The sequence below is a fragment of the Polynucleobacter sp. MG-5-Ahmo-C2 genome (assembly GCF_018687735.1).
Lineage (GTDB): Bacteria > Pseudomonadota > Gammaproteobacteria > Burkholderiales > Burkholderiaceae > Polynucleobacter.
In genome coordinates this window covers 219076-231439 of sequence record NZ_CP061304.1, presented here as the reverse complement: position 1 = coordinate 231439, position 12364 = coordinate 219076, and the positions used below count along the sequence as shown (strand labels likewise).

12 protein-coding genes are annotated in these 12364 nt (G+C 45.9%); 1 reads left to right on the top strand and 11 read right to left on the bottom strand.

Annotation, left to right across the window (positions count from 1 at the left end; all coding sequences use genetic code 11):
* Position 1: 1 nt before the first annotated feature.
* From hemL to C2740_RS01185, 10 genes are read right to left on the bottom strand one after another with little or no spacing between them, the layout of a single operon-like run.
* The gene (gene hemL / locus C2740_RS01230) at positions 2-1303 is read right to left on the bottom strand and encodes a glutamate-1-semialdehyde 2,1-aminomutase (RefSeq protein WP_215293599.1); all 1302 of its coding nucleotides are present in this window, start codon (positions 1301-1303) and stop codon (positions 2-4) included.
* Between the two features lie 27 nt (positions 1304-1330).
* Entirely contained in the window at positions 1331-1501 is a 171-nt protein-coding gene (locus C2740_RS01225) for a rubredoxin (RefSeq protein ID WP_215293598.1), read from the bottom strand.
* A 60-nt stretch (positions 1502-1561) separates the two neighbouring features.
* Complete coding sequence (locus tag C2740_RS01220; RefSeq protein ID WP_215293597.1) at positions 1562-3025, bottom strand: class I SAM-dependent RNA methyltransferase; 1464 nt, start codon at positions 3023-3025, stop codon at positions 1562-1564.
* Between the two features lie 54 nt (positions 3026-3079).
* Positions 3080-3505 (bottom strand): CopD family protein, encoded by a 426-nt coding sequence (locus C2740_RS01215; protein WP_215293596.1) that lies wholly within the window; start codon positions 3503-3505, stop codon positions 3080-3082.
* A gap of 4 nt (positions 3506-3509) precedes the next feature.
* On the bottom strand, positions 3510-4787 hold the full coding sequence (locus C2740_RS01210) for a glutamate-5-semialdehyde dehydrogenase (RefSeq protein WP_215293595.1): 1278 nt from the start codon (positions 4785-4787) through the stop codon (positions 3510-3512).
* Between the two features lie 20 nt (positions 4788-4807).
* Entirely contained in the window at positions 4808-5869 is a 1062-nt protein-coding gene (gene holA, locus C2740_RS01205) for a DNA polymerase III subunit delta (protein ID WP_215293594.1), read from the bottom strand.
* Positions 5870-5888: 19 nt separating this feature from the next.
* Positions 5889-6416, bottom strand: a complete 528-nt coding sequence (gene lptE / locus C2740_RS01200; RefSeq protein WP_215293593.1) for an LPS assembly lipoprotein LptE — start codon at positions 6414-6416, stop codon at positions 5889-5891.
* Between the two features lie 14 nt (positions 6417-6430).
* On the bottom strand, positions 6431-9103 hold the full coding sequence (gene leuS / locus C2740_RS01195) for a leucine--tRNA ligase (protein WP_215293592.1): 2673 nt from the start codon (positions 9101-9103) through the stop codon (positions 6431-6433).
* 56 nt (positions 9104-9159) lie between these two features.
* Positions 9160-9960 (bottom strand): 4-hydroxy-tetrahydrodipicolinate reductase, encoded by an 801-nt coding sequence (dapB, locus tag C2740_RS01190; RefSeq protein ID WP_215294259.1) that lies wholly within the window; start codon positions 9958-9960, stop codon positions 9160-9162.
* A 33-nt stretch (positions 9961-9993) separates the two neighbouring features.
* Positions 9994-10635, bottom strand: a complete 642-nt coding sequence (locus tag C2740_RS01185; protein WP_251369657.1) for an outer membrane protein assembly factor BamE — start codon at positions 10633-10635, stop codon at positions 9994-9996.
* 136 nt (positions 10636-10771) lie between these two features.
* Here C2740_RS01185 and fur point away from each other — a divergent pair, with 136 nt between their 5' ends.
* Positions 10772-11227 carry a ferric iron uptake transcriptional regulator gene (gene fur, locus C2740_RS01180; RefSeq protein WP_215294257.1) on the top strand — a complete coding sequence of 152 codons (456 nt, stop codon included), beginning with the start codon at positions 10772-10774 and terminating at the stop codon, positions 11225-11227.
* A gap of 102 nt (positions 11228-11329) precedes the next feature.
* On the opposite strand, the gene gap is transcribed toward fur, so the two are convergent.
* Complete coding sequence (gap, locus tag C2740_RS01175) at positions 11330-12358, bottom strand: type I glyceraldehyde-3-phosphate dehydrogenase (protein WP_215293591.1); 1029 nt, start codon at positions 12356-12358, stop codon at positions 11330-11332.
* Positions 12359-12364: the final 6 nt, after the last annotated feature.

Sequence of the window (12364 nt, the reverse complement as noted above, 5' to 3'; positions counted from 1 at the left end):
CCTAGAGTTTTCTAAATGCGCTCTCAGCGGCAGTAATAATGGCATTGACTACTTCATTGTCATGCGCAATCGAAGTAAATCCAGCCTCATAAGCTGATGGTGCAAGATAAACTCCCTCATCTAGCATGAGATGAAAGAATTTCTTGAACGCTTCAATATCAGACTTTGTAACTGCTTCATAAGACGCAGGGACCTGGTTAGCAAAGTAAAAACCAAACATGCCCCCAACGCTATCGACTGCAAACGGAATACTTGCTTTATCAGCTACTTGCTTTAAGCCAGCCATCAACTTTTCAGTTTGAAGAGTAAGGCATTCATAAAAACCTTCTCGAGCAATAATCTCCAAAGTCTTGAGACCTGCCGCCACTGCCACCGGATTACCAGACAGCGTGCCCGCTTGGTAGACATTACCTAAAGGAGCAAGCTTCGACATGATTTCTTTTTTTCCACCAAAGGCTGCCATCGGCATACCACCGCCCATGACTTTACCTAAGCAAGTAAGGTCTGGGGTGATGCCTTGCAAAGATTGAGCACCACCTAAAGCAACCCTAAATCCTGTCATCACTTCATCGTAAATCAAAACACTGCCATGCTTGCTGGTGAGATTACGAATTGCTGATAAAAATTCTTTTGAGGGCTGAATCAAATTCATATTGCCTGCAATTGGCTCTAGAATGACAGCCGCAATCTGATTACCTTGTTTTTTGAAAACCTCTTCAATTGCAGCCACATCGTTATATGGCAGCACTAGAGTGTGTTTCACTAAATCCTGAGGAACCCCGCCAGAAGAGGGCGCATTGTGAGTGGAGTCTGCAAAGGTCAATAAACCAGAGCCAGCCTTCACCAAAAGGCTGTCTGCATGACCGTGATAGCAACCCTCAAACTTAATAATTAAGTCACGACCGGTATAGCCACGCGCAAGTCGTAAAGCGCTCATCGTCGCTTCGGTGCCACTGGATACCATACGCACTTGCTCAATGCTAGGCATCAATCCACAGAGACGTTCAGCCAGCTCGATCTCGCCCTCAGTTGGCGCGCCGTAGCTAAAACTGGTTTCTGCCGCTTTTTGTACCGCCTCAACTACTTCTGGGTTTGCATGACCCACAATCATGGGACCCCAAGACATAATCAAATCGATATAACGCTTATTTTCCGCATCCCAAAAGTAAGGCCCCTTGGCTTTAGTAACAAAACGAGGTGTACCGCCTACCTGACGAAACGCCCGCACAGGAGAATTCACGCCACCGGGAATAGTTTTTTGTGCGCGCTCGAATAAAGCCTCGTTCCGATCTACTTTTGCCACAGTCAATTCCTCGTCGTGCTTTCCCAACTAAATTGCCATCATTTCAAAGTCTTCTTTACGAGCACCACATTCTGGACAGGTCCAATTCATTGGAACGTCTTTCCAGAGGGTGCCTGGAGCAATACCTTCGTCAGGCAAACCTACCGCTTCATCGTAGACCCAACCACAGATCAGACACATATACGTTTTAAATTCCATTTGCTTACTCTCCGCTTTATTTCTTTGGTATTGAATCAGTGATAACTTTATTTTAAGTGCTTAGCCTTCACTTGAAGAAGGGCGCTTGGCATGCATCTCAAACTTAAATAAACGGCACTCCAAAGGACCATTAAATAATGGGGTACGCTTTGATTCCTTAATGCGAAGCTGTCCTGGCAAGGTCATATCAGCAGTCAATACAAAGACATTCCAGCCACCAAAAGCATCTTTTAAGTGCTGACCAAATTGGCGCAAAAACTCCACAAACTTGGGATCTTGCTCTTCCTGAGCTTGCAGTTTCTTCAAAGACTCACGGCTGGAGCGTTTGGCGCTCTGACGACCAGTTTCTAAATTCATCTCAAAGCGATTTTCTGGCTCAACATCATACTCAGTATTACCCTCACCTCGGGAGTCGTGGTCCTGCGCGACTCCGCCTCTACCGCCCTTAATGGCAAGACGCTCGCCATACGGTGGATTTAATAACATCACACCGTCTTTAGAATTCACTGGGGGCTTGCTAGCGAGAGCATCGACCTGGCGCACAAGCGGTTGATCAGGTAACTGCGCTCTCTGCCAATTGCCTTTATACATAGAGACTAATTTTTCATTAATATCACCACCACTGATTTTTAATGAATCCGCATTCGGATATTGCTTACGCTTTTCTAGCATTTGTGTAAGGACGGCTTCTTTTAAAGTACCCCAACGCTTTTGCTCTGCTGCCTCATTAAATGGCTTGAGTCTCTGAAAGCCAAAGCCTTCCGCAGAGCTAACTAAGGAACGATAGGCCAATCTGCTAGGCTTCGCATCGTCACCATATATCCCTGCCCGAATTGCCCCAGGCGGAATAGACAGCGTTATCTGAGCGGCCTCGATCAAAAAGGTTCCGCTACCACACATCGGGTCAAACAAAGACTGTCCAGGTTTCCAGCCAGTAATTGACAAAATCCCTGCAGCTAAATTCTCTTTCAAAGGAGCATCGCCTTTTTCATCACGCCAACCTCGCTTGAAAAGAGCCTCACCAGAGGTATCCAAGTAAATCGTAATTTGGGTTGCAGTTAAATGCGCCTGCACTCGTACATCCGGAAACGCAGTATCAATACTGGGGCGATCGCCCGTGACGTCACGCAAGCGATCTACGATGGCATCTTTAATCTTGAGGGTTGCAAAGTTCAAACTTTTTAATGGAGATCGATGCGCAGTCACATCAACGCGCAATGTTTGTTTAGAGGTAAACCAATCTTCCCAAGCTAAGCCACTTGCTAACTTATAGAGATCTTCTTCTTGCCGATAAGGCGCTTGCGCCATCTGTAACAACACGCGACTAGCAATTCTGGAATGTAAATTCAAAGCCATCGCCGCAGAAATCGGTGCGGCAAGACCAATGCCACCAGTTGGGCTAGTTGGAGTTGGATCGATCACCCAAGCCCCCAGGGCCTTGGAATCAGGGCGCTGCGCAATCTCTGCAAGCTCCTGAGCAAGCGGTGCTTCTAAACCGCCTGGACAAACAACAAAAAATCTCATGGGGCTAACAGTCTAAAAAGAGTGAAAAAATGGGGCGCTGATACTGGACTGAACTCAAGGCTTAAAAAGAACCAGAGCAACAATGACAACCAGCAGAATGACTGGTACTTCATTAAACCAGCGATACCAAACACCAGACTTAGTATTCGCACCCGCACGAAACTTTTTTAATAAGCTATAACAGGCGTGGTGGTAGCCAATCACTAAGAGAACAAAAAATAACTTGGCGTGCATCCAGATATCACCCGCACCAATACCAAAGTAAAGCCAAAGTATTAGGCCCAGCAAGATAGCCGGTACTGCCAAGATAGTCATAAATCGGAAGAGGCGATCGGCCATCCCTAGCAGGCGGGTATAGGAATCTGAATTTTTTTCTTCAGCTAAGTTCACAAAAATTCGGGGAAGATAAAACAGCCCCGCAAACCAGGAAGTAATAAAAACAATATGGAAAGTTTTAACCCAAAGGTAAGAGTTCGTCATATTTTTAAGCGCGAATCTCGCCATGACCCATGACGATATATTTCAGCGAGGTTAAGCCATCTAGACCAACCGGACCTCGGGCATGTAGTTTGTCATTAGAAATGCCAATCTCTGCGCCTAAGCCATATTCGAAGCCATCTGCAAAGCGTGTACTGGCATTTACCATCACGCTTGCACTATCTACTTCGCGCAAGAAACGATCCGCCTGGGCCTCATTATTAGTAATAATCGCATCGGTATGCTTACTCCCATAACGCTCAATATGATTCATAGCTTCATCAATGTCAGCCACAGTCTTAATGGAAAGAATGGGGGCTAAATATTCTGTATGCCAATCCTCTTCTGTCGCATCCACTAAACCTTTAAAGCCATTTGCCTCAAGCGTATTGCGAGTCAAGCTATCAACCCGCAACTCCACACCTTTGTCTTGATAAATCTTACAAAGCGTAGGCAGTACTTTTTGCGCAACCCCTTTATTTACCAATAGGGTCTCCATCGCATTGCATGGCGCATAACGCTGCGTTTTAGCGTTATCGCAAACCTTTACCGCCATCGCGATATCTGCATCCGCATCAATATAGGTATGGCAGATACCATCCAAATGCTTAATCATTGGCACACGTGCTTCGGCCATCAGACGAGCAATCAAGCTCTTGCCGCCCCGTGGCACGATCACATCAATATATTGAGTCATCGTAATCATTTCGCCAACAGCGCTACGGTCTGTTGTAGTGACAACCTGCACAGCATCCTCAGGAAGATTTGCTGCAGCCAATCCTTTTTGGATAATTTGAGCCAACAAAGTATTGGAATCGATTGCCTCTGAACCACCCCGCAAAATCACAGCATTGCCTGATTTCAGACAAAGTGCTGCCGCATCAATCGTGACATTAGGGCGTGACTCGTAAATAATTCCAATGACGCCCAGTGGAACACGCATTTGAGCAATTTCAATACCAGATGCCTGCTTTTGAAAGGAGGAAATTTTTCCAATCGGGTCATCCAAGGAAACGATTTGCTCAAGACCTAGGGCCATTGTTTCGATTGTCTTTGGAGTCATTGTTAAGCGGTCTATAAAAGCAGCATCTTGGCCATTCCCTTTTGCGCGCTCAACATCTTGTAAATTGACTTTCTGAATTTCATCTGCTTTTTGACGTACAAGCTTAGCAATATGCAAGAGCGCTTGATTCTTTTGCTCAGCAGATGCCCGAGCCATTGCACGCGATGCGCCACGGGCCCGCTTACCAATGTCTTGCATCATCTCTTGAATACTTGAACTCATCTTCCTAACTTTCTAAACCATTACCGCAATAAATTTCCAACTAAACGTAAACCATCCCATGGATCTGCCGGCAGCTCTACCGCATGCAATCCTTTAGACTGCCGGTCCAAACCTGCAGCAAGCTGCATTGCTTTGCGTAGCTTGATGGGTTGGACCCTTCTAATAGCAGCTGGGTATAAACGCTCTTTATTACCCCAAATCCGATTGACCCGCATGAGCTGTTGAACAGATTCACCAGCATCGCTTGCAGCCTTTAATTTAGATAGTAGCCGAAGCTCTTCGGTTACGCTCCACAAAATTAATACCAAAGGCTCACCCTCGCCTTTTAAACCATCTAACATGCGATTTAGCCTAGGTAAATCACCAGCAAGCATGGCCTCAGTTAGTTCAAAAACGTTATAGCGCGCTACCTTCAGGATTGAAGAACGAATTTGCTCTTCACTTACCTTACCCTCAGGGTATAGCAAACCCAATTTCAATATTTCTTGATGGGCGGCAATTAAATTACCCTCCACCTGATCAGCAATAAATTCCAAAGCGCGCTGACCCTCAGGCCCAGCCTCGACTTCTTGACCTTGCTTTTTAAGCCGACCAGCAATCCATTGTGGCAAAAGACCACGGTCCAAGGTATCCACCTGAATAGCCATACCAACATCATCTAAAGCGCTAAACCAAGCGGATGTCTTGGTCTTTCCATCCAATCTTGGTAGCACAATACAAACAACTGTATCAGGCCCATTTGCGCCATCTTGCTGAGAGGCTATTTGTGTGGCAAATTGCTTTAAGGCATCAGCCCCATCACGACCGGGCTTTCCAGTTGGTATGCGTAACTCGACCCAGCGCTTATCACCAAACAAAGACATGGTTTGACCTGCATTCATCAAAGCACTCCAATCAAAGCCGCGCTCTTGCACCATGACTTCACGATCGGTAAAACCTAACTTCTTCGCAGTTGATCGCAGTTGATCCATCGCTTCCATCATTAAAAGAGGCTCATCACCACTAAAAACATAAAGCGGCAGCATGGCAACACCAGAGCTCAGCGATTTGAGATGTGCCTGCAAGACATCAACTTTAACCATGCAAGTTCTCTATCCGCCCCTAGAAAGATCTTGCTTGAGGATTTTTTGCAGCAGCAGCAATGCGACGCAAAATTTGCACAGCCAAGTCTTTACGCATTAATGTTAAGAATTGCATCTGCTGACTATCGGTTGCTAAAACAGTACTGTTCGAGAAATCCATATCCCTTGTGATGTAAATTTCACTATCGGGAATGATCTCTGCTCCAGCTAAGTCATATGCTCTAAACGTTACGCGAATGGTTAAGCGATAAGCAGAAACTTGACCCGTTGAGCTATAAGCCAAAATTTCTCGACCATTGATTTCGTTGCTGATATCTAAAATTAAATCGGCATCCTTAGGATTGATGGCCACCTTAACATCGGTACCAGTCAAAATGGCAGCCTGCAAATCATTACGCAATGGGGGTGATGGGCTGCCTGTAATCGCAATCGCTTTGAAAGGCAAATCAACCATGCCACGCATGCGATAACCACAAGCGATTAAGCCGCCGATGGGCGCAGTGGCAATTAAACCCAACAAGGTCCGTCGAATGTGATTTGCACTCATATGTCCAGCTTCCTTTAGGCCACGATATTGACTAAGCGGCCCGGAACAACAATCACCTTCTTTGGCGCGCCACCATTAAGAGCCTTGGTTGCAGACTCGCTTTGCAATGCTAAAGCTTCGATTTGCTCCTTGTCGGCATCTGCTGGTACGCGAATATCCCCGCGTAACTTGCCATTAATCTGCAACATGAGGGTAATTTCAGTTTGAACCAAAGCAGCTTCGTCTACCGCCGGCCAAGGAGCATCTAAGATTAGACCAAAGGTCTTCGTATAGCCCATATCTTCCCAAAGCACATGGGTTAAGTGAGGAACTACGGGATACAGGATGCGCAACAAAATACTTAAACACTCCCGCAGCACTGGAGCACTAATCGCAGTGTTTTGATCTAACTTAACGGGTTCAAGCACATTCAGCATCTTCATTGCTGCAGAAACTACCGTGTTGTATTGACGACGTTGATAGTCAAAATTTGCTTGCTTCAAGATGGTATGCACTTCACGGCGCAATTCTTTTTCAGCATCACTCAAGTTGCTTGGTACAGAATCTTGCGCATCACGAATGCTGCTAGCCTGACTACTCGAATACAGCCAAACACGACGCAAGAAGCGTGAGGCGCCATCAACACCAGCACCAGACCATTCCAGCTGTTGTTCTGGTGGAGCTGCAAACATCACAAATAAACGGGCAGTATCAGCGCCATACTCATCAATCAGAGCCTGGGGATCAACCCCGTTGTTCTTACTCTTGGACATCTTCTCAACGCCACCAACAATCACAGGTGCGTTTGATGTATCACCTTTTAGCTTGGCACCTTTAGGCCGACCTTTGTCATCGAGAGCTAATTCAACATCTAAAGGGTTGAGCCAAGTCTTCTTACCAGACACATCTTCAGAGTAATACGTCTCGTTGAGCACCATGCCTTGAGTTAATAAATTCTGAAATGGCTCATCAAAAGTAATGAGGTTGAGGTCACGCATGACCTTAGTCCAAAAGCGCGCATAGAGTAAATGCAAAATGGCATGCTCGATACCGCCAATGTATTGATCCATTGGCATCCAGTACTCATTGCGCTCATCGACCATGCTGTATGCATTGGGGCCGGTGTAGCGCATGAAATACCAGGAAGAGTCCACAAAGGTATCCATGGTATCGGTCTCACGTCTAGCGGGCTTGCTGCACTGAGGGCACTTCACATTCAGAAAATCTGCACGCTTATTCAATGGATTACCACTACCATCTGGAACGCAATCCTCTGGCAAGATCACTGGTAAATCAGATTCAGGAACGGGCACGGCACCGCAACCTGGATTTGCATCATCCCCACAATGAATAATCGGAATTGGAGTACCCCAATAGCGTTGACGAGAAATGCCCCAATCACGCAAACGATAGGTAGTCTTGATTTCACCAATTCCCATTTGCGACAACTCTTTTGCTACAGCACTGACAGCCTCTTCATGAGATAAACCATCGAACTGATCGCTGTTAAAGCAAACTACGCCCTCTTTTTGGGCATACCAATCTTCCCAGCGACTTGCATTAAATATTGGCGACTCGCTCTTCAGAGCAATGACTTGTTTGATCGGTAAATCGTATTTAAGTGCAAAAGCAAAATCGCGCTCATCATGTGCGGGCACACCCATCACTGCGCCATCGCCATAAGACATCAGTACATAATTACCAACCCAAACTGGAATAGGCTCTTTAGTCAAAGGATGGGTGACATACAAACCAGTAAACATCCCTTCTTTTTCTTGAGTCGCTAAGTCCGCCTCAATCACACTACCCGTTTTGCACTTCTCGATAAAGGCAGCGAGGGGTGGATTATTGGCAGCAGCTTTAGTTGCCAGAGGATGCTCTGCGGCAACAGCGCAAAAGGTAACACCCATAATGGTGTCAGCGCGCGTTGTGAAAACATACAAGAGACCATCTTGAATGAAGTTTCCATGATCATCAGCAATCTCATGCTTGAAAGCAAAACGCACGCCACGACTTTTGCCAATCCAATTCTGCTGCATGGTCTTAACGCGCTCAGGCCAACCCAAACCATCTAAACCAGAAAGTAATTGCTCTGCATAGGCAGTGATATTAAAGTAGTAACCAGGGATCTCACGCTTTTCAACTAAAGCTCCAGAACGCCAACCTCGCCCATCAATTACTTGCTCATTTGCCAGAACTGTTTGATCGATAGGATCCCAATTCACGACTTGGGTTTTGCGATAAGCAATACCCTTTTCGAGCATCTTTAAAAAAAGCCATTGATTCCAACGATAGTAATCAGGACTACAGGTAGCAACCTCACGAGACCAATCAATCGCCAAGCCCATCGCAGCCATTTGCTTTTTCATATAAGCAATATTCTCGTAGGTCCATTTTGCTGGCGGCACTTTATTCTGAATCGCAGCATTTTCTGCGGGCATCCCGAAAGCATCCCAGCCCATCGGCATTAAAACGTTAAAACCCTGCATACGGAGCTGACGCGCCATTACATCATTGATGGTGTAGTTACGTACATGCCCCATATGCAACTTACCAGACGGGTAAGGCAACATAGAGCAAGCGTAGTACTTTGGCTTTTTCTTACCAAAGGAATCTACCGCATTCTCAGTAACTGTATAGACTTGCGCACTTTCCCAATCAGCCTGCGCTGCCGCTTCAATTATGCGGTAGTCGTAATCCTTACTCATTCAAGACAACTCTTTTCTTCTATTTTTAATGATTGGCTAATTGCTTAAGCTGACTCTTATTTACGCAGACCCAAAACATCTTGCATGTCATACAAACCAAAAGTTTGTGTTTGCAAAAAGCGTGCGGCCCTCAATGAACCCTGTGCGTAAGATTGACGGCTGGAGGACTTGTGACTAATTTCAATACGTTCACCATCACCGGCAAATAGAACGGTGTGATCGCCAACAATGTCGCCGCCACGGATAGTGGCAAATCCGATTGAGCCTTCCTTGCGCTCGCCCGTATGACCTTCGCGTGCATACACAGCGACGTCGTCTAACTTTTCGCCCAGGGCGTCTGCAATCACTTCCCCCATCTTCAGCGCCGTACCTGAAGGCGCATCTACTTTGTGGCGATGGTGAGCTTCAATAATTTCAATGTCGTAACCTTGATTGAGCATCTTGGCTGCAATCTCTAGCAGCTTGAATGTGGCATTGACGCCAACACTCATATTGGGAGCAAAGACAATTGCTAATTTTGCCGATGCTTTCTGAAGATGAGTAATTTGCTCTGCACTTAACCCCGTTGTACCAATAATCATTTTGGTTCCGGTTTTCTCTGCAACAGCTAAATGAGTCATCGTGCCTTCAGGTCTAGTAAAGTCAACTAAAAACTCAGCGCCTGCCAAAACCTGCTCAACATCGGAAGAAATTACCACGCCTGTTTTCTTACCCAAGAATGCTCCAGCATCCTCGCCCAGTTGCGGGCAAGAAGCATGCTCAAGCGCACCAACCAATTGGGCATCGGGCGTATTGAGTACCGCCTCAATCAACATCTTCCCCATGCGGCCAGTTGCTCCAGCAATTGCAATCTTCATCATTTATTTCATCGCTTAAGTTATAGGTAATTCTTACTTCTTGGTCTCAGTGGCCTGCGGAATATTCATAGCACCAGGCCCTAAAGTTTCTGACGCTGGTACAGCTTGCCCATCTGGCTGTTTTGAGAAACTGAAGTAATCCCAAAATGAACCTTTACTTGCAGCAGGCACTGCTGGCACAGCCGCACCCTTAGGTAAGTTATCTGTTGGGCTTGCTACTAATAACTCTGGTTGTTGTAAGGGCGGAGTAACAGGCCCCTTACCTGTGCCAGTAATCATCTGCCAAAATGAGCGCTTCGTTTTAGCATAGCCATCAATTTCAGCAACCAGCTCGACATCAGTCGGCAAAGCGTCGCCCTCAAACTTCACAACCTTATCGCCATCAAAAAATACCGTGACTCGACGCTCTTTACCGATGACCTGATTCTGTCGCTTAAATTCAAAAATATAGTCCCAACGATTGGCATGGAAATAGCTTGCCAATAAAGGTGTGCCTAAAATTTGACGCACTTGCTCACGGCTCATGCCTAATTCCAACTTTGCATATTGCTCGCTAGAAATAAAGTTGCCTTGCACTATATCTGGGACATAGGGTCTGAATACTTTGTTCATCCAAGCGCGTTGGGTTTCATCAACAGCTGAAGTGCAACCCGTAACCCCCAATAAAGCGCTCATGGCAATAGCGGCGAACCCAAGGCGGGCAGGACTGAAAATACCCTTTAAAAGGGTCTTCAAAAAACGACTAAAAAGTTCAAGGCAATTTTGCATGGCTGGCCGTATCATTAAGACATTGATTTTAGCTCCCAAAGCCATGAATATGAACCAAAACCCTACGCCCGCAGATTTGCGAGACATTGGCCTAAAGGCCACCGGTCCGCGCATGAAAATTCTGGATTTTTTTCATCAAAATGGCGGTACCCACTTTAGCGCTGAGGATGTTTTCATGGCCTTAGCCAAGGAAGACCAAGAAATTGGTTTGGCCACGGTCTATCGTGTACTTACTCAGTTTGAACAAGCGGGGCTGCTACTCCGCAGTCATTTTGAGTCTAGTAAGGGGGATGGCAGAGCGATCTACGAACTCAATGAGGGTCAGCACCATGACCACCTGGTTTGCCTTGATTGCGGCCACGTTGAGGAATTTGTTGACGAAGCTATTGAGAAAAGACAGCGGGATATCGCAAAGAGCTTAGGATTTAAGCTCCAGGAACATTCCCTGGCTATGTACGGACATTGCCAGAAGAAAAACTGTCGAAATAAGCAAAAATAGGTACTTTTTAGGGCTTTTTACTGCCCCCAAAATGAAAAAAGACCTCAAATTGAGGTCTTTTATATTTTTTAGCTACTTTTAAAAGATTTTAAATACTTTTAATCACTTTACAGCCATTAATGCTTCAGCAGCATTGAGCATTTGGACCGAGTAACCCCACTCATTGTCATACCAGGCCAATACCTTGACCAACTTGCCATCAGCAGAAACACGAGTTTGGGAAGCATCATAAATACTCGGGCGAGGATCATGATTGAAATCAATCGAAACCAAGGGCAAAGTGTTAAAGCCCAAAATACCCTTGAGCTCACCCTCGCTCGCAGCCTTCAGAATGGAATTCACTTCGTCTACGCTAGTAGCGCGGCTAGCCGCAAAAGTGAGATCGACCACAGAAACATTAATGACAGGAACGCGCATTGCAAAACCATCGAAGCGCCCTGCTAATGCTGGCAAAACCAAGCCAACTGCTTTTGCAGCACCGGTTTTCGTTGGAATCATGCTGGTTACAGCAGAGCGTGCACGACGCATATCCTTATGATAGACATCAGTTAATACCTGGTCATTCGTAAATGCGTGAATAGTTGTCATCAAACCAGACTCAATGCCAATTTTTTCTAGTAATGGTTTTACCAAGGGCGCCAAACAATTGGTTGTGCAACTTGCATTAGAAACCACGACATCAGTTGGTTTTAATACATTCTGATTAACGCCATACACAATTGTTGCATCGACGTCTTTTTCACCAGGAGCAGAAATCAATACTTTCTTCGCGCCCTGTTGAAGATGAATCATGGCTTTTTCTTTGGAAGTAAATTTTCCGGTGCACTCCAAAACTAAATCAACACCCAACTCACCCCATGGGGTTTCAGCTGGATTACGTGTACAGAACATTTTGATGCGATCGCCATTGACTACCATGCAATCGCCATCTACTGAAACCTCTGCAGGAAAACGGCCGTGTGCTGAGTCATACTGGGTCAGATGGGCATTAATGGCAATATCCCCCATGGCATTGATGGCAACGATCTTGATATCTCGACGTGGCTTACCATTAACCTGATCTTCGTATAAAGCGCGTAAGACCATGCGCCCGATACGTCCATAACCATTGATTGCGACACGAATTGTCATTTATTT

Bases quoted from the DNA above. Each gene is read 5' to 3' on its own strand.
- C2740_RS01225 (WP_215293598.1), bottom strand. From the start codon at position 1,501: ATGGAATTTAAAACGTATATGTGTCTGATCTGTGGTTGGGTCTACGAT.
- C2740_RS01220 (WP_215293597.1), bottom strand. From the start codon at position 3,025: ATGAGATTTTTTGTTGTTTGTCCAGGCGGTTTAGAAGCACCGCTTGCT.
- C2740_RS01215 (WP_215293596.1), bottom strand. From the start codon at position 3,505: ATGACGAACTCTTACCTTTGGGTTAAAACTTTCCATATTGTTTTTATT.
- C2740_RS01210 (WP_215293595.1), bottom strand. From the start codon at position 4,787: ATGAGTTCAAGTATTCAAGAGATGATGCAAGACATTGGTAAGCGGGCC.
- holA (WP_215293594.1), bottom strand. From the start codon at position 5,869: ATGGTTAAAGTTGATGTCTTGCAGGCACATCTCAAATCGCTGAGCTCT.
- lptE (WP_215293593.1), bottom strand. From the start codon at position 6,416: ATGAGTGCAAATCACATTCGACGGACCTTGTTGGGTTTAATTGCCACT.
- leuS (WP_215293592.1), bottom strand. From the start codon at position 9,103: ATGAGTAAGGATTACGACTACCGCATAATTGAAGCGGCAGCGCAGGCT.
- dapB (WP_215294259.1), bottom strand. From the start codon at position 9,960: ATGAAGATTGCAATTGCTGGAGCAACTGGCCGCATGGGGAAGATGTTG.
- C2740_RS01185 (WP_251369657.1), bottom strand. From the start codon at position 10,635: ATGAGCGCTTTATTGGGGGTTACGGGTTGCACTTCAGCTGTTGATGAA.
- fur (WP_215294257.1), top strand. From the start codon at position 10,772: ATGAATATGAACCAAAACCCTACGCCCGCAGATTTGCGAGACATTGGC.
- gap (WP_215293591.1), bottom strand. From the start codon at position 12,358: ATGACAATTCGTGTCGCAATCAATGGTTATGGACGTATCGGGCGCATG.